The 20,320-nt window shown below is 42.0% G+C and carries 15 protein-coding genes; 6 read left to right on the top strand and 9 right to left on the bottom strand.

Annotated elements, in window-relative coordinates; translation table 11 throughout:
• Positions 1 to 113: 113 nt before the first annotated feature.
• Together AC570H_RS01635 and AC570H_RS01630 are read left to right on the top strand one after the other, a co-directional pair.
• Complete coding sequence (locus AC570H_RS01635; protein ID WP_497351034.1) at positions 114 to 491, top strand: hypothetical protein; 378 nt, start codon at positions 114 to 116, stop codon at positions 489 to 491.
• A 94-nt stretch (positions 492 to 585) separates the two neighbouring features.
• Positions 586 to 1,008, top strand: coding sequence for a hypothetical protein (locus tag AC570H_RS01630; protein ID WP_497351032.1), 423 nt, complete (start codon positions 586 to 588; stop codon positions 1,006 to 1,008).
• Here the strand turns inward: AC570H_RS01630 and AC570H_RS01625 are convergent.
• Positions 971 to 1,333 carry a hypothetical protein gene (locus AC570H_RS01625; protein ID WP_497351030.1) on the bottom strand — a complete coding sequence of 121 codons (363 nt, stop codon included), beginning with the start codon at positions 1,331 to 1,333 and terminating at the stop codon, positions 971 to 973. The two genes, AC570H_RS01630 and AC570H_RS01625, sit on opposite strands and share 38 nt — an antisense overlap.
• A gap of 82 nt (positions 1,334 to 1,415) precedes the next feature.
• Between AC570H_RS01625 and AC570H_RS01620 the strand changes: the two genes are divergently transcribed.
• On the top strand, positions 1,416 to 1,637 hold the full coding sequence (locus tag AC570H_RS01620) for a hypothetical protein (protein WP_497351027.1): 222 nt from the start codon (positions 1,416 to 1,418) through the stop codon (positions 1,635 to 1,637).
• Between the two features lie 352 nt (positions 1,638 to 1,989).
• On the opposite strand, the gene AC570H_RS01615 is transcribed toward AC570H_RS01620, so the two are convergent.
• The 3 genes from AC570H_RS01615 to AC570H_RS01605 all read right to left on the bottom strand — a co-directional run bounded on the left by AC570H_RS01615 (position 1,990) and on the right by AC570H_RS01605 (position 5,836).
• The gene (locus AC570H_RS01615; RefSeq protein WP_497351025.1) at positions 1,990 to 4,260 is read right to left on the bottom strand and encodes a sensor histidine kinase; all 2,271 of its coding nucleotides are present in this window, start codon (positions 4,258 to 4,260) and stop codon (positions 1,990 to 1,992) included.
• 285 nt (positions 4,261 to 4,545) lie between these two features.
• Positions 4,546 to 5,271 carry a tetratricopeptide repeat protein gene (locus AC570H_RS01610; RefSeq protein ID WP_497351023.1) on the bottom strand — a complete coding sequence of 242 codons (726 nt, stop codon included), beginning with the start codon at positions 5,269 to 5,271 and terminating at the stop codon, positions 4,546 to 4,548.
• 4 nt (positions 5,272 to 5,275) lie between these two features.
• The gene (locus tag AC570H_RS01605; protein WP_497351021.1) at positions 5,276 to 5,836 is read right to left on the bottom strand and encodes an RNA polymerase sigma factor; all 561 of its coding nucleotides are present in this window, start codon (positions 5,834 to 5,836) and stop codon (positions 5,276 to 5,278) included.
• A gap of 171 nt (positions 5,837 to 6,007) precedes the next feature.
• Between AC570H_RS01605 and AC570H_RS01600 the strand changes: the two genes are divergently transcribed.
• The 3 genes from AC570H_RS01600 to AC570H_RS01590 all read left to right on the top strand — a co-directional run bounded on the left by AC570H_RS01600 (position 6,008) and on the right by AC570H_RS01590 (position 11,894).
• Complete coding sequence (locus tag AC570H_RS01600; RefSeq protein ID WP_497351019.1) at positions 6,008 to 6,976, top strand: hypothetical protein; 969 nt, start codon at positions 6,008 to 6,010, stop codon at positions 6,974 to 6,976.
• A 104-nt stretch (positions 6,977 to 7,080) separates the two neighbouring features.
• Positions 7,081 to 9,057 carry a PKD domain-containing protein gene (locus AC570H_RS01595; RefSeq protein ID WP_497351017.1) on the top strand — a complete coding sequence of 659 codons (1,977 nt, stop codon included), beginning with the start codon at positions 7,081 to 7,083 and terminating at the stop codon, positions 9,055 to 9,057.
• 203 nt (positions 9,058 to 9,260) lie between these two features.
• Complete coding sequence (locus AC570H_RS01590; RefSeq protein WP_497351015.1) at positions 9,261 to 11,894, top strand: CHAT domain-containing protein; 2,634 nt, start codon at positions 9,261 to 9,263, stop codon at positions 11,892 to 11,894.
• 9 nt (positions 11,895 to 11,903) lie between these two features.
• Here AC570H_RS01590 and AC570H_RS01585 read toward each other — a convergent pair whose 3' ends face one another.
• The 5 genes from AC570H_RS01585 to AC570H_RS01565 form a co-directional block, all read right to left on the bottom strand.
• A complete protein-coding gene (locus AC570H_RS01585) occupies positions 11,904 to 12,257 on the bottom strand; it encodes a DUF6717 family protein (protein WP_497351013.1) in 354 nt (117 codons plus the stop codon).
• Positions 12,238 to 14,238: a 1,4-alpha-glucan branching protein GlgB gene (gene glgB / locus AC570H_RS01580; protein ID WP_497351011.1), complete on the bottom strand. Its 2,001-nt coding sequence runs from the start codon at positions 14,236 to 14,238 to the stop codon at positions 12,238 to 12,240. Before glgB ends, AC570H_RS01585 begins: the two co-directional genes overlap by 20 nt.
• Before the next feature lie 107 nt (positions 14,239 to 14,345).
• Positions 14,346 to 16,817: a glycoside hydrolase family 31 protein gene (locus AC570H_RS01575; RefSeq protein WP_497351009.1), complete on the bottom strand. Its 2,472-nt coding sequence runs from the start codon at positions 16,815 to 16,817 to the stop codon at positions 14,346 to 14,348.
• A 221-nt stretch (positions 16,818 to 17,038) separates the two neighbouring features.
• Positions 17,039 to 18,412 carry an MFS transporter gene (locus AC570H_RS01570; RefSeq protein ID WP_497351007.1) on the bottom strand — a complete coding sequence of 458 codons (1,374 nt, stop codon included), beginning with the start codon at positions 18,410 to 18,412 and terminating at the stop codon, positions 17,039 to 17,041.
• 128 nt (positions 18,413 to 18,540) lie between these two features.
• Positions 18,541 to 20,286, bottom strand: a complete 1,746-nt coding sequence (locus AC570H_RS01565) for an alpha-amylase family glycosyl hydrolase (protein WP_497351005.1) — start codon at positions 20,284 to 20,286, stop codon at positions 18,541 to 18,543.
• Between the last annotated feature and the right edge of the window lie 34 nt (positions 20,287 to 20,320).

Here is a 20,320-nt window from a genome sequence, read left to right as displayed (position 1 = left end):
CACCTTTATATCCTCAGATTCAGGCACTTCATATAAAATCTTAGCAGTACTAGAAACCGTTCTTTATCTTGAAGAAGATAAAAATCTATTTACTAACCCTAAACTAAAAAATCATGAGAAAGTATCTTTTTATTCCGCTATTGGCGGTGGTCTGCTGTTTTTCTTCTTTTAAAAGCGACAAAGCACCAGTTGCCAAAACAACAATTGTCAACCAAGCCAAACTATTTGGTCCACGTGGCTGGATTTTGGATGATACTGGCGACTATACCGTTTACGTAGACACGCCAAACCCAACTTATTATGGAAGCTTCTGCTGTGGCCATGTAGTGCTTTCCATTAAAAACAATAGCACTTCGGCCTTTTTTAGTCCTACATCGCAATTGGGCAGCATTTTGAGCGATCCTTCTGGCGATTACCTAGACCATGCCAAGGCGAGGTTTATAGAGAATGGCGCTACTGTAGAGATTTTCTTTTCTGGCACCCTCAACTAACACGTTTACGAATAAAACAACTTAGTTCTTTGAAAATTAAGGACTAAGTTGTTAAATCATCTGGCTATTGCTATCTTTAGGTAGCCCCAAACCGATGAACTATAGACTATCCTACCCATTTAAGATCTGGCTCACCAGTACGCTGGTAGGAACGCTATTGTTTGTCACCTATTTCAGCATTGCTTCGGCTGCTCCTTTCGAAGGAATTCTGACTTTCTTTATTTTCGGTTTTTTTGCTGCCCTGGGCACTTCTATACCTGCCTTTTTTATTTTATGGCTGAGCCTGTTTTTGTTGACCAAAACCACATTAAGTACGAAAAACATCAGAATTATTATTGCATTGATTGGTACGGCATGTTGTGCGCTTTTGTTTAATACGTTAGGCATTGATTATGCCGAAACGCCCGATCTTATTTTAATCGGTGCTTATGCCTTGCCTATTATTGTTTCCGCATTGCTGTATCCGCTAAGACCAACAATTAATGCCAGCCTAATCCACAATAGCGACATTGCTTAGCTAAAGGCGTACGCGCAAGGCGACCACAGGCTGGACAATTATTCAAGTTAATTTGGGCTGAATGTTCCTTAACTAACCTTTTTACAACATTGCATCTAAACACTTCTTCCCCATCCTTTATCAAATCCAGTATTTGTTTATCGTTACTTAGCCACCCTACTTTTTGATACATTTTTTCAATATTGCTTGTCGCTTCTTTTGTATCATTAATATCCAATTTAATTATTGAAGCTAGGTGCCGATTAGCAAATTTCTCATACTTGGTAAAGAGATGCTGATAATGATTAAAAATATAATCAATAGTTTCTTTATCTAATTTCGTCATGCAATGTTAAAATTAGGCCCAATTTACTGTATTAGCAAACAACTCTATAACTGAACTGTTTATTTGTTAAAACCCTAAGATCATGATTAATCCAGAAGACAATATCCCTGTAGATGATTCGCAAAACAACGAATCTGAAGATCAGCAAAGCCAAAAAGACATACATTCTAATGGCTTAAATACCAATGATGAGCCCCTAGAAGAGGAACAAGCCAATCCAGATTTGCTCAAACAAGCTTTTGAGGCCAGTGAAGCTTCTTATACGCTAGATGTGGATAAGGGAATTGCGCCGAAGAAGGAATAACCAACTGACCCTTCGGGCATTCCTCCACAAGAGGAAAGATTCATTAGTCATTGGTTCATTGGCTAATTAGTCAGTGATGGTTGGAAGGGGGAACTGCCTAATTAGCCCTGATAGCAGCGACAGCCCCGAGGCACGAGGGCTATAGCGAATAGCAGGACTGGCTTTGTTTATTGTACTGCCTGTGCGCTCTTAAACCTAAAATAGTTCATTAGCTGATCAGTCATTAGCACCTACAAGTCATCATGCTAGACCTGATCCAGCCTCTCAAACGGATAGGATGAGATTACTTTGTCACTACGCACGCGCATGGCATTTGAAACTTGGCTATGGACTATCGACCCTAAACTATAAACTACTTAAAATAAATCTTAAAAGTAGTACCCATATTCTCGGCACTTTCTACAGCTATCCGCCCACCCATGGCTTCGATTTGGTTTTTGGAGATGAAAAGCCCAAATCCGCGGGCATCTGAATTGCCATTAAAGGTTTGATAGATCCCAAATATCTTATCGCCATGTTTTTTCAGGTCGATGCCAATGCCATTATCCGCTACGCGCAACACCATTTGTCCATTTTCTTCAAAGCAAGTCAGTGAAATTACGGGTTTACGATTTGGATGGCTGTAGCGCAAAGCATTCGAAACCAGGTTAAGCAAAATGCTTTCGAGGTAAGCTTTATTGTAATTGATCCTGATTGTATTGTCTATCTTATTGAGTATCGTTGCATCTTTGGCCAAAATCTGTGCATTTTGCGTGGCCAGGGTTTTGAGCACATAATCGTAGAGGTTTAGAGGCTCTACCACCACATCTATGCTGGTTTGGATGTTAACGATATTATTGAGGTTAAATAAGGTCTCGTTCAAGTTTCCTGCCACTTTTTTAAGCAACTGGATCATTTCATCGCGATCTTCGTCGTTTTGGGCATTTTCAATCAATGTGGAAATCCCCTGAATGTTACTGGCATGCGAACGCAGGTTATGCGATACGATGTAAGAAAAATTGAGCAACCTTTTGTTTTGTTCGGTAACCAGGTTGAATGATTTGCTCAAAGCAGATTCCGAATGCTTTTTATTGGTGATGTCAATCATGATTCCCCTGAGCTTGATAGGTTGTCCAGGTTCGTCGATGATGCTTACAATATCGCGGATCCAAACCACTTTGCCATCATTGGCCAGCATACGGTATTCATAATCATGCTTTCTCTTTTCGGCCGTTGCCTTTTCGCTAAACACCTTTACCCATTCCCGGTCTTCGGGATGGAGATGCTCTAGCCAGAAACTTGGACTACTCGTCCACTGATGTGCGGTATAGCCTAAGATCTCTTTTACTTTTTGACTAACAAAGCTACAGGAATGGGTCTCCGGATCGCCTTCCCATACTACCCCATCGATTGTATTGATTAGCGATTCGATCCGCTGCTGCGATTCGATGAGACTTTGCTGCTCGGCTTTGCGCTTGGTTACATCTTCTACAATAATGATGTGGTTGGTAGGATCTTCGCCCGCTGCCCAAAGTGGCGTAATGATTACATTGCCCCAAATGATGCATTTGTCTTTCGTTAGATATCTTTTTTCCCTACTAAACTGCCTAATTTTTCCTGCCAGCAACTGTTTAAACAAGATGGCATCTTCTTCCAAATCTTCGGCATGAATAAGCGATTTGATTTTTTTATCCATCAGCTCTTTTTCGGTATAACCCAAAAAATTGCAGAGGTAGCGGTTTACTTCCAAGATCAATCCTGTTCTCGAATCGACCCTGGCGATACCAATGGCGGCATTGTCAAATATATTTTTGAATTTGCTCTCGGTATTAAGGAGCTGCGAAGCCTGATGGTTTACAATACGCTGCAACTGGGTTTGCTTTCTCAATAAACGGGTAAGCAGGTAGCTGCATAATATGGCCAAGCCCAAGCCAAACAGAATGGCCGAAGCCAGTTCGTACCAAGTATCGTAGAGGTTAACGTCTACTACATAAAGTTTCCAATCTCCCTCTGGAAAGCTGACCGAACGGGACATTTCGGGAACAAAATGTTTTTGGATCGGCAGAAAAAATTCTTCTTTTTTGGTTATAGGATTGATTTTAGAAAACTGAAATTGATAGTCTGCATATTTCTTATTGTCTATTCCGGCATTTTTAAAAAGCTTCTCCAGTTTGATCACTACCGCAGAAAAACCCCAAAATTTATTGTTGATGTACAAAGGCAAACGGCCTACAACGCCCATACCGCCCTGAGTAAGCTTTACCGGCCCCTGGTAATACATCTTTTTGGTATCGATGGCTTTCCTAACTTCCAAAACGGTTTCTGGGGGACTTTTAAAAAGATCGATATTAACCGCTAATTCGTTTCCTTTAAGGGGATACATGTATTTGATTACCCCATTGGGAACCAATTGCACTGCCTGCAGGTCTGGATTGGAGCGGATCAGCTGTTCGGCTACCGACTCGAAGTTGGTGGGCACGCCCTTATTGTCGAGCGTTAGGGCCAGTGTAAGCGCTACGGTATAGCTGTTTTTTAAAGACTGTTCGAGGTTTTGTTTAACTCCATACAAAACATTGGAGATCTCGCGTTCTTTATTCTCCTTAAACAATTCATAACGCTGATGTACAATAAGCGCGATGAGCATTAGGAGTGAAAAAAATGTAATAAGACCCGAGGTTTGCGGCTTAGAGATAAACCAGCTCGATAACTTATTGGACTTTTTCACCATGGTTATAGAGCAGTTTTTTATACCTAGAATACATAATTTAGACTTTGAGCACGTTAATACAGCTAAATATAGCAAAAATGATCAAAATCGATTTACCTCCTAGTTAAAACAGCGCATAAAAAATTCCCAAAAGTTAAAATAAACAACCCCAAAGAAATATCTCTATTGTTTAATCGGGCTATACAAAGCGGATATGCCTTTTTACAGTTTTGGTATCAACTCTGTTACTTTTTGATAATGTGTAGTACCTTCAGGGATTTTTTGAAGCCAGTTTTTACAATCGGCCTTTTTATTTTCTTTAAGGTAGCTTAATGCAATGGCATAGGCAGCATCGTATTTAAAGGCTGAATCTCCGTTATAGATGGTAGTTAAAATTTCGCGTCCTTTGGCTTCTTGTTGCAATGTCAACAAAGTTTTACCATAATAGTAGCCCGTTTGTGCATTTTTAGGGTCTGCCTGATAAAGCTTTTCAAGGATAGTTTTTGCATCCGCATACCTGCCATCGTTATAAGCGGCGGCGGCTTTGTCTAGTTCGGTTTCGTTTGCACCGCGTTCGGTAACCAGCATTTGGTCTTGCGTATGGTATTGCTGGTAAAGATTACCCCGCCAAGGTGCCCAAATGAATAGGCCTATAACCAATACCGCAGCAATGCCACTTGCCCATTTGATAAATGGTTTAAGCGAAACCACCTTGGTTTCATTGGCAAAATGCTGCTTGCCTAGTTTACCCAATGTTTCTTGAAGCGCCATACGATTTGCATCGGGCGCCAAATGCATTTGTAGCTCCTGGTTAGCCTGACGATAGTTTTCCAGGTATTCCTGCAGCGTTGCGTCGCTTTGCAGCTGTGCTTCAAATTCGGCCAATTCGGCTTCGTTTAGATCTCCCTCTACATAACGGGCTGTCCATAATATTTTATCCTCGGCCATTTCTTTATTTGTTAACCTGAACCAATTTAATTAGGCTTGCCATACATTCCGATTTCTTTTTGCGCAAGTAGCCATAGGTAACGCCAAGGGCTTCGGCCACTTTTTCCTGTGCTTCGCCCTTCATGCTCCACCTGATGATTTCCTGACAGCGTTCGCCCAATTTTTCAAAAGCTTTTAAAAACAATTTCGACTGTTCCTGCTGCTTTTCCAATTGTTCGGCCTGTTCAAATGTATCCTCGCCGATATGTAATAAACTGTCTTCGTCTTTTGTTACCGGTAAAACCGCTCTTTTTTTCAATTCGTTAAGCCATTTGCGCTTGCACACCAATAAAAGAAAGGGTTCAAAGGGGCAGGTAAGTTCCAATCCCTTGTATTTGGCCTGGTTATATACATCTACCAGTGCTTCCTGAAAAATGTCTTCGGCATCGTTGGCATCGCCATTATTAAAGACCACGAACGACTTTACCTTGCCAGCACATTTCTTATAAATTTCGTTGATCAATGTGGCGTCGTTGTTCATTAATGCCAAAAGGTAACGCTGATCTGGATGTACTGTTTTGGCCATTGGCTTTTAGGGAGTTTGATAGCCTAAATTAATCTTTATTGTGCATTGCGGAAAAAAAATTCAAAATAAGGGGTAACATTTTTTGCATAGGCCTGATATCTCATCAAACCTAATGAAATGGCGTTTGCTGAAAAGCCTGAAGAGAGTAAGCAAAATTTAAAACTAAAAATCATGAAAAAGCTAAACTTAACCTATGCAATAGTTGCCCTTATCGTTTTATTCTCGGCAGCTTGTAAGAAAGACAAAAACAACAATGGCAACGCTGCCTATACCGCAAAAGAATTTACCGCATTATATGGTCCGCAGGTACAAAGCAGAAAAATAATGGGTAATGTAGAGAATACCTTTACTCTGCCAGGAGGCACGAAAATTACCATTCCGGCTGGTGCCATCAGGCTGGGTGGCGTGGTGGTTACCGGCGAGATGACCATTAGCACCATGGAAGTTTTAAAAAGAAGCGATGTTGTGTTTGGGGGCATGAACACCAACCATATCAGTGGCGCGCCTTTAGCTTCTGACGGCTTTATCTATTTAAATGCGACCGTTAACGGCACTAAGGCAGACCAAGGACTGGCTGCTCCCATCAGAATTGCCATTCCAGCCAAAAGAACTGGCGTTACCCAAATTTGGGAAGGCGTAGAAAAAGTGGGCAACGATAACCAAATGGCTTGGCAGGCACCCGTACCCCAAGCAAATGGTGTGGGCATCAAAGTAGATGTTACGGCAATGGCCGAAGCTTTTACCTTTGACATGGGAAATTTAGGCTGGATCAATTGCGATGTATTTTACAGCTACAGCAATCCTAAAACAACTGTCCGTGTAACCTTGGCAAACAATCCGGGAAATTTAGCCATGTTCAGAGGCTACACTGGCGAAACCTTTGTTTTCTTCTGCGCCAAAGGCACTAATGTGGCAGCCCAAATCTATACTGTTGATGGAGCCAACAAAGTAAAAAGCTATGATAACTCGATGCCGGTTGGTGTACAGGGCAAGTACATTTCGTTCTCCATTAAAGATGGCAAATATTACTATGCAGAACAGGAAACAACCATTGTTGCCGATCAAAACATTACGCTTACCCTGGCCGAAACCACTGAAACACAAATCCAACAAGCCATTAATGGCTTAAACAACTACTAATCCTTAATATCCCCAATTTTTAACAGAAAGATGGAGCCGAAAACGTGCTTCATCTTTTTTCGCTATTTCTTTATTTCAGATAAAATTCTATAAATTTAGTATTCATGAGAACGCTTCTTTTATCCCTGTTTACCCTTTTTAGTATCTCTATTGTACAGGCACAGGTATTGCCCAGCGATACTGTTCCGGCAATCGTCAACTACAACAACGAGAACGGCAAGTTCAGTGCCGAGCTCAGGCCATTGCGCCCCATATCAGGTGCTCCTGCTCCTTTCTACACCTATTTTTGGGAGTTTGGCGATGGGGGTTTCAGCTTCGAAAAAGATCCGCTCCATATTTACAGCTCTTCCAATCCGGTAATGGTAAGGTTGTTTGCCACCAACAATTATGATGACGGCAAACATCCGCCAACAAGGCCAAGACCGATCAAGCCTACCAAGCCTACAACTGGTGGCAAGCCCATGTTGGCTTCCAATACCCCCAATTTCTTCAAGATGGGTGGCAGCATCGAGCTGAAAAGCAATGCCATGCCCAAACCCGGCGATGACATAATGCTGGTTTTTGGCTATAGAAACAAGGCCAGCAATGGCCAACAGAACCTCAACGGCACACTTGCCATTTTGTATAACGACAAAGAATTTAGCAACAACAATTTTGTACTAACCGAAGGCCGCACGTATTTTGGAGAAAAGAAAGCGGAGCTGAAATCGATGATGGAAATGGCTTATTTGCCCCAGAAAAGCAAAAACCCGGTTTACTATGCTTCTGCAACTCCCGAATTTGTTTTGCCCAAAGAAGATAAGGTACTCTTTAAAGACAAGGCCAAAGATTTTAAAAACCAGGAAGGCTGGCGATTTGAAAACCTCAAAACAGACGAGGAACGTTTTGTATTTCTACAGTTTAAAACCACTCCCGAAATGCTCAAAGACACCAATGCGGTAGTTCGCATTGCGGCTGTGTTTATTCCTGATAATCCTTTGGTGGAAAAAGAGATTTTTAACCTCGAACTCCAGATTGTGGCCTCGCACGATCCCAATAAAATGGTGCTCAGAAAAAGCAGGATGAACTATCGTTTTACGAGCAAAAGCCGAGAATTGACTTATAAAATCCGTTTCCAGAATACAGGAAAGGGTCCGGCGAAAAAGGTAGATGTTGCCGTTAACCTCTCCAAGGTTTTTGATCCAGCAAGTATAAAAGTAACTAAAACCAAACCAGAAGTCATTACCTGCGATTCGGCCTATAGTGGCCAAAGCTGCCTTAAAACCGTTGTTGGACTTGATAGCATCCATTTTGTTTTCAGCAATATTTATCTGCCGGGCATGGACCAAAAAGGAGTTAACGATGCCGATTCGACCATGGGTTTTGTGGAATATAAAATCAAGTTTAAAGAGAAGCCGGAGAAGCTGCCCATCAGGAGTGGCGCTGCTATTGTATTTGACAAAAACGAACCTATTTATACCAATCGGGCTGTTGGCCGTTTTAAAATGGGCCTTTCTCCGGGGATTATTTTGGGTTATGGCTTCCCTTTCGAAACCAACAACAACAATTTCCTTAACAATAAAAACATTGTAATCGGTGCCAGCTTGGCTCCCTATGCCCCACATCGTACTTATTGGCAAGTAGAACTCTATTTGAATACCTTTAAAGAAAATACTTATTTGGTAAATTCTACAGTGAATTCAAAAGATACAACTATCAATAACAGAAACTACCGCATAGATAAAAAAGACTACTACAAAACCAAGAAAGCAATCACTATTAATGCGGTTCCACTGCAGGTACGTTATAACCTCAACAAATATATTGGCGCCGGAGCTGGGGCCTTGGTTTCGCTTAACCTTTACGATAAAGACATTGACGAGCTCAAGTATGATCTTACCGCTGCCAATGGCGTAGGCAAAATCAATTTCGATCGTATAGCTAATTCGGTAAAAGATCATTTTACAGATTTACGGGCTTCGGTTTTTGCCGATGTGCAATTTGGACTGGTCCGGGTGGGCCCTTCTATCGGTTTCCGCTACATTTATGATCCGAAGACGAACAACAACAGAATGGCGAGTTATGTAATTTGGAAGTTTTAGGCGATTGGTTCATTGGTCATTGGTTCATTAGCTGATTGGAGGGCCAACTTATTGTTTAATTATAAACTGCCCCCTTCTTGCTACTTGATACTTGCTACTCCATTCTCGCTACTTGATACCAAAAATTACTAAATTAGCTGAAATGCAAACCTTTTATGCGCTCAGCCTTTTTTAGTTTAAGCTTCATTTGCCTGTTTTTTTGTTTGCAATTTAATGCTGTAGCGCAAAGCGAAGAGTTGCAACGCACCTTAGATTCATTGCAAAAGGCCAATAACTTAAGCGAATGGATTTATGAACGCCTTGATTATGCCAAAAGCAATCCACAGGCGAACCTTCCTTTTATCTTACAAACACAACAAAAGCTTTGGAGAAAAGCCAAGGACAAAACCGAGCATTTTGCCTTTTTAGACCTCTTAAATGTTCAGGGCTATCATCAGCTATTGGTTGGTAATATTTTAGGCGCCATCAACAGCTATGAAAACGCATTTGCCTATTATTTAAAAAATGAAGTGGCAGATTATGAAATTGTTGAATATACCCTCAAACCGCTGAGCAACAATTATACCCGATTGGGCGATTACGAGCGGGCGCTTTACCTGCAACGCCGAGCGCTTAATTTTCAGCTCAAAAACGCTTATCCGCCTGCCGATATTGCTTCCATGTATGGTAACATGGCTATTTGCTACCAATCGATGGGAAACATTGCCGAGGCCGAAAAAAGTGTCAACGAAGGCTTAAAACTGAGCAAAAAAGATGCTGATACGAAGGTTATTTTACTGAATGTATTGGCCAATGTGCTTTTTGAAAAAAAGGAATATCAGCAAGCAGCAAAACAGATCGAGACAAACATTCGCGCCCAACAACAAATTGATGGAGAAAAGGCTTACTGGCTGATGGGTTCTTTTACCAGTGCAGGAAATATCTATACCGCTTTAAAACAATATCCGAAAGCAGACCTCTATTTTTCAAAGGCAATTAATCTGCTTGATAAGTATTACCCCAATAAATGGATCAGGGAAAAAGCAAACTTGATTACACAACGTGGGCACATTAAGCTATTGCAAAACCAGCCCTTGGAAGCGCTTCGCTTTTTTAACCAAACACTTTCTGTTTTAAAGCTAAAAGACGGAAATGGAAACCTTATTACCCACCGCATTTACGGCGACAACCGGGTGATGGAAGTTTTTGAATATATAGCTGTTGCCCATCAACAGCTGCAACAACCAGAGCTGGCAATTAAGCATATCAAATTATCGTTATTGGCCGGAGATCAAATCAGGAATGAATTTGCCAGCGATGAAACCAAGCAACGTTTGCAGGCCGATTTAAAAAATATAGCTGAAAGAGGGCTTGAAATTGGCTATCAGCTTTACCAGCAAAGCAAAAGCAAAGAATTGTTGAATGAGCTTTTGGCTTTGGCAGAACAAAGCAAGAGCCGAACACTTTTAGACCAGATCAAACGCAACCGGCAATTGATGGGCCTTAACCAAAAGGATTCGCTATTTGTTAAAAAACGAAACCTGGAAATGGCTATTGCCTACCATGAAAAACAAGAATTGGAAGGTGCCAAACCACTCGCTCAAAATATCGCCGATCTCAAATACAATTTGGCGCTGATTGACAAGCAGCTCAAGCAAAAATATCAGCAACTCAACATTGCCAACACAATGCTTTCGTCAAAAGCGATCTTGGCACAATTGCCAGACAAGCGAATACTCGAATATTTTGTGGGTGAGGATGCCATTTATCTGATCGATATCAATCATCAACAGGTTAATCACATGGTTCGGCTGTCTAATGCAAATAAAATTAAGCTGGCTATTCAAACTTACGTCGATACTTATTTTCAGCATGGACCTGCTGCGATGCTCAACTCGCCTAAAGAATTCTATCAGGCTTCCTATCAGATTTACAGCAGTATTCTCCAAGGTGTTCAATTACGCAAGGGCGAAGCGTTTACTATCATTCCCGATGGTATTTTAGGCTACCTCTCTTTTGATGGATTGCTCACCAACAGTAAATTTAATCCCAGTATTTCGGCCTGGCCCTTTTTGATCAAAAGCAATACGGTGACTTACGCATTTTCGATCCAAACCTTAGTTGCAAATCAGCAAAAGAACAAAGGCAGAGGTTTTACGGGTTTCTTTATCACCCATCAACAAAACAACAATGCGCCATTAAAAGCTGTACAGGCAGAGGCCGATGGCATTCAAAAACTGATCAGGGGCCAATTCCTGTTTAACGAACAGGTGAGTTCGAAGGTCTTTCAAAAGGAATTCGGCAAAAACCAGGTGCTTCATATTGGTACGCATGCCTATCTATCAGGCAAAAACCAAGAACCTACGCTCGATTTTGGCAAAGAAAAGCTCTTCCTATTTGAATTGGCCGCCCAAAAACAGGCCCCATCTTTGGTGGTACTGAGCGCCTGCAGAACTGCTGATGGTTTATTGGCCAATGGCGAAGGGGTGATTAGTTTATCGAGGGGTTTTAATGCAATTGGCACATCGGCCACCATTGCTGGCTTGTGGAATGTAAACGATGTAGCGGCTTCGGTGATCACCAGCGATTTTTACAAGTATCTTTTAAAAGGCGAAAGCAACGGACAGGCCTTGCATCAGGCTAAACTAGATTGGTTGCAAATGCCCCAAAACAGCGATGCCCTGTATTTGCCATATTACTGGGATAGCTTGATTTATATGGGTACCGACCAACAAATCGACTTAGCCACACCGTTCAATTGGATTTGGATGATAGGTATCGGATTAGTTGCTGGCCTCCTTGTGCTATTAATTTGGTTCAAGAGGAAGAGAATTCTATTGGTAAAGAACACTAACTGAAACGACCTTTCATTTCTTCAAAAAGTAAATCCTTTGGGGCAAATCGTCGAAAACAAAACGGGTTACTTCACAGAGCCAAAGTTTCAGCCCTATTTTCTTGCCTTGATAGGTTTCCAAGTAATAATCTCCGCCGCCACCCAAATTAGCTTCTCGCACATGCAAAAGCGTAAGTATTGCCGCATCTTCGAATTTCTCGTCGGCCAATAAAAGATTGATGCTTGTTGCGTTGTCACTTACATATTCAAGCCATTGATCGGCTCCTTCAACCATTTGCAGTTCTTCTGGATCGCCTTTCCACTCGGGCAACAGCACATACCACTCACCCTTGTCATTCTTTCTAAATTCAAGCTCTTTTTTTGCCATTTGCTACAGTTTCTTTTTTCAAAATCGTAACGCCTAATGGTGGCAAATTGATAGCAATAGATTGTTTACGGTGATCATAATCTATATTTTCTGTGGCAATCGGTTTAGGGTTAAGCTTGCCGCTGCCATAAAATTCGGGGGCATCTGTATTAAAGATTTCTTTCCATTTGCCTTTGGTTGGCACGCCTACCCTGAAATTTTCGCGATATACCGGAGTAAGATTTAATACGATCAACAGGGTGTCTTTAGCCTTCGTTCCCTTTCTGCAATAGGTAAATACCGAATGGTCTATGTCATCGGCGTTGATCCATTCAAAACCTTCATAAGAGAAATTATGCTGATGCAAGGCAGGTTCTGTTCGATAAAGATGATTCAAGGCCTTTACTACTGCTTTCATGCCTGCGTGTGGCGCATATTGCAATAAATCCCAATTGAGCGATTCGTTAAAGTTCCATTCGTTGGTTTGCGCAAACTCATTGCCCATAAAGAGCAGTTTCGTACCCGGATGTGTGAACATATACGCGTACAAGGTCCTTAGGTTTGCAAATTTCTGCCATTCATCGCCAGGCATTTTATAAATCATAGACGATTTGCCATGTACCACTTCATCATGCGAAAAAGGCAACATGAAGTTTTCGGTAAAGGCATAAGAGATGCTAAAGGTAAGCTGATGGTGGTTGAATTTCCGGCTAATGGGGTCGTTTTTGAAATATTTCAAGGTATCGTTCATCCAGCCCATCATCCATTTCATGCCAAAGCCCAATCCGCCAGCAAATACCGGACGGGTTACGCCATCAAAAGTACTGCTTTCTTCGGCTATGGTTTGTACGCCTTGGTAATTGCCATAAACGGCTTCATTCAGGTCTTTCAAGAAACTGATGGCCCCCAAATTCTCGCTGCCTCCATACTCGTTTGTGCCTGATTCTTCGGGAGTTCTAGAGAAATCGAAATACAGCATCGAGGCTACCGCATCAACCCTTAAGCCATCGGCATGGTACCGATCTAGCCAAAACAAGGCATTGCTGATCAAGAAAGAACGTACTTCGTTTCGATCGTAGTTGAAAATATATGATTTCCAATCGGGATGAAAGCCTTTGCGCATATCGGCATGCTCAAAAAGGTGCGTACCATCAAAATTAAACAATCCATTGGCATCGCCGGGAAAATGAGACGGCACCCAATCTAAAATTACGGCAATATCATGTTTGTGCAATTCATCGATAAGGTACATGAGGTCTTGTGGCGAACCATGTCTAGAACTGGCCGCAAAATAGCCCGTAATTTGATAGCCCCAAGAAGGATAATAAGGATATTCCATGATAGGCATCAGCTCTACATGCGTGAAACCCATTTCCAAGATGTACGGCACCAAAGTATTGGCAATTTCGCCATAACTCAATACCCTTTCTGGATTGCTTGGATCGCGTTGCCAAGACCCTAGATGGAGTTCATAAACCGAAATAGGCTGGTCAAGCGCATTTAACTTTGGCCTTTTCTTGAGCCATGCCTTATCTTTCCAGGTATAATCGGTATCCCAAACAATAGAGGCTTTTTGTGGAGGATGTTCCCAACGCAATGCATAAGGATCACCCTTTTCGATATCGCTGCCATCAAAACCTTTGAGGTAATATTTATAAACTTCGCCCTTGGCTACATGCGGAATGAAACCCTCCCAAATTCCGGATTCGTCCCAGCGTTTGTTCAATTGATGGCTATTCCTGCTCCAACCATTAAAATTGCCCATTACTGCTACTTGTTGTGCATTGGGTGCCCATACGGCAAAATAAGTACCTTCAACATTGTTTACTTTGCAGAGATGCGCCCCCATTTTCTCGTACAGCCTAAAATGCTTGCCCAATAAAAACAGCGAGACATCAAACTCCGTAAACAAACTGTAGACCCAAACGCTTTTAAAAGCATCCAAAACACTTTCTTTAGGGGAGGATTTTTTACTCGGGGTATTCCTTTTAGTGTTTGGCATGTTGTGGGTTGAAAGTTGGAAGGTTGAAAGTTAAAGGTTCAAATTCCAAAGATTAAACAATATAACAATTGAGCAATAGGGATTCTCTAATCGATCAATAAACCCATCTACGCACCAATGATTTTAATGTGGATGAAGTTCTTATTCGATTTAAACCTCAGTCGCTTACGATCATCTAGATAAAAATCGGTGATTTCTTTATCATCTACAAAAACCTTGCTAACTGCAAAAGGCAGGCCTATTACATTATAATCGTACAATTCGTAGTTTGGTGTATACAAACCTTCTACAATCTGTTCAATAAACAAGTTGCGCCCATCACCCTTGACTACGAATTTCTTCTCTAAATAGATATCCTGTTCATAAGCAAAAGTATCGCCATGGTCTTCGAACATGAAAGAGTTGACTTCATAAGCCGAATAATAAATGTTCAACCAAACTTCGTCTATTGGTTTTTCGCCTACGTATTGCATTACCGGATATTCTGGCAATACCGAACCAGCTCTTACAAATAGAGGCATATCTTCTAGCGGCGCATCAATTTCATATTCGTTGCCCCCATCAAGCAGTTCGTGGGTCCAGAAGTTGTACCATTGGCCTTTAGGCAAATACACAATTCGAGAAGTAGCACCTTGCTCCAACACAGGGCAAACCAATAATTTATCGCCAAAAGAAAATTCATCCTGACGGAAATGGTTGCCGATATTTTCTTGTTCCAACATTGCCAATGGTCTTAAAATTGGGAAGCCATGACGGTGATGTTCCCAAAACACCGAATAGATGTAAGGCATCAGGCGGTAGCGCAGTTCGATAAACTTACGGTTAATGCTGGTAAAAGGTTCGCCAAAGCTCCATGGCTCACGCTCGGCTGTATCGCCAGCAGAATGTGCACGCATAAATGGCGAGAAAGTACCCAATTGGATCCAGCGGGTAAACAATTCGCCATCAGGCTCACCGCTAAAGCCACCAATATCGGTTCCGCAGAAAGGCACGCCCGAAATAGACATGCGCTGACATTGGATATTACCCAATTTCAAATGTTCCCAAGTGGCCACGTTATCTCCCGTCCATACACACGAATAACGTTGCATCCCCGAATAACCAGCTCTGGTTATCGTAAACGGACGTTTGTTGCGCATCAGTTTCTTCAAACCATCGTAGGTTGAACGCACCATTTGCATGCCGTAAATGTTATGCGCCTTCCGGTGCGAGCCGCGATAGCCGTCGAAATTATGTCTTACATCATTTGGAAAGGTACCCGAGCCAAATACTGCAGGCTCGTTCATATCGTTCCAAAATCCGGCCACGCCCATGTCAACCAGTTCTTTGTAGAGCCCGCCCCACCATTCTCTTACGGTTGGATTGGTAAAATCCGGAAACTGGCACCTGCCTGGCCAAACGTGGCCTTCCATGAAGTAATCATCGCTTCTCCGACAGAAATAATTGTTTTCCTTGCCTTCTTTAAATACCCAATAATTATCATCGACCTTAATTCCAGGATCGATCATAACAACGGTTTTCATTCCGATCCCGGCCAAGTCTTTGATCATCTTTTTAGGGTCTGGAAAGTATTTTTTATTCCAGGTGAAGCAACGATAGCCATCCATATAATCGATGTCTAAATAAATGGCATCGCAAGGAATTTGACGTTCTCTAAAGCCCTCGGCAATTTCCCTTACCTTGGCTTCGGGGTAATAGCTCCATCGGCACTGGTGATAGCCCAAAGCCCATTTTGGTGGCAATTTGTGCGTACCTGTCAGGCTTTGGTAGCGTTTCACCACGTCCATCATGTGTGGCCCGTGGATGTAATAATATTGCATTTCTCCGCCATCAGCCCAAAAACTGGTTTTGAGGTTGTCTTCTTTGCCAAAATCAAAATAAGAGCGGAAAGTGTTATCGAAAAAGATACCATAAGAAGCACCTTGATGTACCCCTATGTAAAAAGGAATGGTACGGTATAGCGGATCTTGGTCCCAACCAAAAGAATAGGCATCGGTATTCCAGTTCTGGAATTTCCTGCCGCGCAAATTCATATTGCCTGATTTATCGCCCAAGCCAAAGAAATTTTCTTCGGGCAGGCAATTTTTGGTAGCAAATACATAATAGCCGCCAAATTCAACATTTTCTTCCCAGTGCATCGGCGAGCTGTCTTCGCTCATCACCAAGCCCGAGTTGTTATCAGCAAAAGAAATGTGGAAGTTCGATTTGTTTAACCTACAGGTAACCGTATTGGTGGCTATGAGGAAGTCTTCTTCTGTTTCTTCTAACCTAAATGTACTCACCCTTTGGTCTACCTGGGGAACTGCATAAGAAAAATCATCCAAGAACACACTGTGCGGCGCCATTCTCACCCTGATGATTTCATCACTCACTACACGGATTTCTACCCGTGCATTCCCATCTGAAAAATAGAATTTGTTGTTTTCTTTTTTAACTTCCGTGATTGAAGTAAGGTACTGCTTAACGATGGGCTTTAAAGCGGTAACCGGGTTATTTAAATGCTGAATAATTTCTTCTTCAGTTGGGTCTGTAGTCAATATTGGGGTTTCTTTTTCTCCTTTGTTTAATTCTTCTTCCATAAATTTATCTTCGTTTTCCCGATTAAAAATCTCCATCCTCTGCTTAACGGACAATTAAATACATAGCTGTCGCTGGTGATCTTCACCAACGAGTTTTGTCAAATCCCTTTTAGTTTATTGGTGAAGAACACCAACAAGAGCATTGAGGAATTAGGATAAACATATTAAAAATCTCCTTATTATCCCCCATTTTTCTGAGGTTTTTACAGATAGTGTATTTTTTACACCGAACGGCCTTCTTCTACTTCTAATTTACTGGTCAGCACCTCGTCTGTGTGCTTAGGTTCCTTGATAAAAACATAGCAGATTACAGCTGCGATAATCATCAAAGCTCCTCCTAATTGAACAGCCAATAACCTATCATTGTTGAGCACGTTTTTCATCAGCCAGCCGAAGCCCAAAGAAGCTATAATCTCGGGCAACACAATAAAGAAATTGAAGATGCCCATGTAAATACCCACTTTACCTTTAGGCAAAGAACCGCTTAGCATGGCATAAGGCATAGATAAAATACTAGCCCAGGCAATGCCAACGCCGGTCATACAGAGGTAAAGCATATTTTTATCGTGTACCCAAGCTACGCTGATCAAACCCAGGGCACCACAAATCAGGCACAGGGCGTGGGTGGTTTTACGTCCCAGCAAATCAGCAATTTTTGGCAATACCAGTGCGAATAAAAAGGTGATCACACTGTAATAGGCTAAGGTTAAGCTGCCAAAATCGGCACCTTGGGCATAAACAGGATCGCTGGCATCTTTGCCGCCAAATACATTTACCGCAACAGCCGTGGTGTAGTAAAACCACATCAAAAACAAGCCCGGCCAAGTAAAAAACTGCACCAGGGATACAATGCGCATTCTTTTAGGCATATTGCTTAAGGCATGGAATATTTCTCTAACGCCTGAGCCAAAGCCCTTGCCTTCCGATTCTTTTTCTTTAGCAGCAAGGTCTGATGGTGGATACTCCTTCGTGGTTAACACTGTATACAAAACCGCAGCGAAGAAGAAAAATGCCCCTAAATAGAAAGAGAATTTTACGTTTTCTGGAATGTTGCCTTGTGTTGCCGTATTGGTCAAATGAAAAACATTGTTCATTACCCATGGCAATGACGAAGCCACGCTCCCGCCCAAACCGATCATTAAGCTCTGCATGATAAAACCACGATTGACCTGGCTGTCTGGCAGTTTATCGGTCACAAATGCACGGAATGGTTCCATCGCGATATTGCCGAATACATCTAAAACCCACAACAAACCCGCAGCCATCCATAAGGCGCTGCTGTGTGGCATAAAAATGAGGGCAATGCTACTGATCAAAGCCCCAATAAAAAAGTATGGCCTTCTTCTGCCCCATTGCGGATGCCAGGTTCGATCACTCAAATAACCAATAACTGGCTGTACAAGCAATCCGGTTAAAGGCGCCGCCAAAAACAACAAGGGCACCTGATCGGCATTAGCCCCCAAGTTTTCGTAAATACGACCCATATTGGCCCGTTGCAGGTCCCAGCCGAACTGGATCCCAAAAAAGCCAACGCTCATATTGATGATCTGCGTGAGGGACAATTTGGGGTTTTCAGGTAAAATTTTGTGGTTCATTTGGTTGGTTTATTTGGTTAGGTTGGTTTTGTCATTCAGAACGACTTATCTGTCATTCCGAGCAACGTGAGGAATCTATCTTAGGAATAATACTCATAGATTCTTCACTTCGCTCAGAATGACAAAAATCAAAATTCTAAAATCGCAGCACTTGTTGCCGGCATTTTAAGCTGCAGGCCATTGTCTATATTGGCAGTTTTAAATTCAGTATCGGATAGCAAGTCTTTAAAACTAACCGATTTTCCATTGAGGTGAAATGCATCCGATACATCTTTCGGTAATTTAAGCAATAATTGGCTTTCGCTTCTGTTAAAGTTAGCCACAATCAACACCTGCTTGCTTTCGGTATAGCGCAAATAGGCATAAACCTTATTATTAAATCCGGGAGCGTTTTTATTAGCTTCCAATAATTCGTAGAAACTGCCCTTGTTAATCGCTTCGTTTTGTTGCGCCAGGTTAAGGAGCTTGTTATAAAACTGACGCAGATTCTTTTCGTCTTCATTTAATTTTCCACCATCAAACAATCCATTGTTCATCCATTTTTGGTGTTGTGGCAAACCCCAATAATCGAATATGGTTGAGCGGCCATCATCGCCACCAAAACCCTCTGCACCATTGGCTGGTTCTCCAACTTCTTGTCCGTTGTAAATCATTACTGGTCCAGACGACAAAGTAGCGGTCACCACCATGCCCGGCACGGCGTACCAAGGATTTGTAGCAAAAGCCTTTGAAGCAATACGTGTTTCATCATGGTTTTCTAAAAAACGAAGCATGTGCTGACTAAAGCCATTGCTTTCTTGTTGCCAAACAAAGCTGATGTCTTTTACCGAAGCTTTATCATCGTTCATGATCAATCGCTTTAAACCATCGTACAAACCAACCTTATCATACAGGTAATCGAATTTACCGTTGACCAAAAAGTTTTTGTACTCGTTTCTATCATAAGCTTCGCCGATGAACAACAAATCAGGATATTTCTTTTTCAAATCTGAAATTGCCCAGTTCCAAAACTCAACCGGTACCATTTCAGCTACATCGCACCTGAAACCATCCACACCTTTTGAAGCCCAGAAAGCCAAAATATCGCGCATTTTTTTCCAAACTGGCGGATGTGGCATGAAGTGTTTTGTATTGTGCTGCTGTACATCAACGCCATAGTTAAGTTTGATGGTTTCGAACCAATCGTCGAGCTTAGGATTCGCACTGAACACGTTATTTCCTGTAGCTTTTGCCGGAAACTCGTCGAACTGACCATCTTTCAACGGGTTTTCATAACCACCTCCACCCGGCTGATAGCCAGAAGGTACCACAAAACGCTGATTGGGGATATAATAGAAGTCGTTGTTGATGTCGAAACTTTTGCTTTTGTTGTCGTTGGCCCCTAAATCTACCACATTGGCAGGTTTGGCATCCGAATGATAGGTTCTGGCTACATGGTTAGGGATAAAATCCATCAAGACTTTTAAGCCCTGATCGTGAGTACGTTTGATCAAGCTTTCATACTCGGCCATCCTGTTGCCCACCTCAACGGCCAAATCTGGATCTACATCATAATAATCCTTGATGGCGTAGGGCGAACCAGCCTTCCCTTTCACGATATCTGGATCATCATTCTTAATCCCATCTTTCGAGTAATCCGACATCGTAGCGTGTTCGATTACGCCTGTGTACCAAACATAGTTTACACCTAGCTTTTTTAGTTCTTTTAATGCCCGTTCGTTGATGTCATTAAATTTTCCAGTTCCGTTTTCAGCCAATGAACCATAAAATTTATTGGTGGTATTTTGGTTGCCGAAATAGCGAACCAAGGTTTGGTAAATGACTATTTTTCTGTTTTCGATCTTCTCTGAAGTGCTTTGGCTGGAATCTAACATCTGCAAATTATTTTTACGTACACAGGCAAACAAT

The sequence above is a fragment of the Pedobacter sp. B4419 genome, from assembly GCF_059693725.1.
Note: the sequence above shows the minus strand (reverse complement) of the source record. Positions and strands in the feature narration are given on the sequence as shown.

Coding starts and splice junctions, on each gene's coding strand:
- AC570H_RS01635 (WP_497351034.1), top strand. CDS start 114: ATGAGAAAGTATCTTTTTATTCCGCTATTGGCGGTGGTCTGCTGTTTT.
- AC570H_RS01630 (WP_497351032.1), top strand. CDS start 586: ATGAACTATAGACTATCCTACCCATTTAAGATCTGGCTCACCAGTACG.
- AC570H_RS01625 (WP_497351030.1), bottom strand. CDS start 1,333: ATGACGAAATTAGATAAAGAAACTATTGATTATATTTTTAATCATTAT.
- AC570H_RS01620 (WP_497351027.1), top strand. CDS start 1,416: ATGATTAATCCAGAAGACAATATCCCTGTAGATGATTCGCAAAACAAC.
- AC570H_RS01615 (WP_497351025.1), bottom strand. CDS start 4,260: ATGCTCATCGCGCTTATTGTACATCAGCGTTATGAATTGTTTAAGGAG.
- AC570H_RS01610 (WP_497351023.1), bottom strand. CDS start 5,271: ATGGCCGAGGATAAAATATTATGGACAGCCCGTTATGTAGAGGGAGAT.
- AC570H_RS01605 (WP_497351021.1), bottom strand. CDS start 5,836: ATGGCCAAAACAGTACATCCAGATCAGCGTTACCTTTTGGCATTAATG.
- AC570H_RS01600 (WP_497351019.1), top strand. CDS start 6,008: ATGAAAAAGCTAAACTTAACCTATGCAATAGTTGCCCTTATCGTTTTA.
- AC570H_RS01595 (WP_497351017.1), top strand. CDS start 7,081: ATGAGAACGCTTCTTTTATCCCTGTTTACCCTTTTTAGTATCTCTATT.
- AC570H_RS01585 (WP_497351013.1), bottom strand. CDS start 12,257: ATGGCAAAAAAAGAGCTTGAATTTAGAAAGAATGACAAGGGTGAGTGG.
- glgB (WP_497351011.1), bottom strand. CDS start 14,238: ATGCCAAACACTAAAAGGAATACCCCGAGTAAAAAATCCTCCCCTAAA.
- AC570H_RS01575 (WP_497351009.1), bottom strand. CDS start 16,817: ATGGAAGAAGAATTAAACAAAGGAGAAAAAGAAACCCCAATATTGACT.
- AC570H_RS01570 (WP_497351007.1), bottom strand. CDS start 18,412: ATGAACCACAAAATTTTACCTGAAAACCCCAAATTGTCCCTCACGCAG.
- AC570H_RS01565 (WP_497351005.1), bottom strand. CDS start 20,286: ATGTTAGATTCCAGCCAAAGCACTTCAGAGAAGATCGAAAACAGAAAA.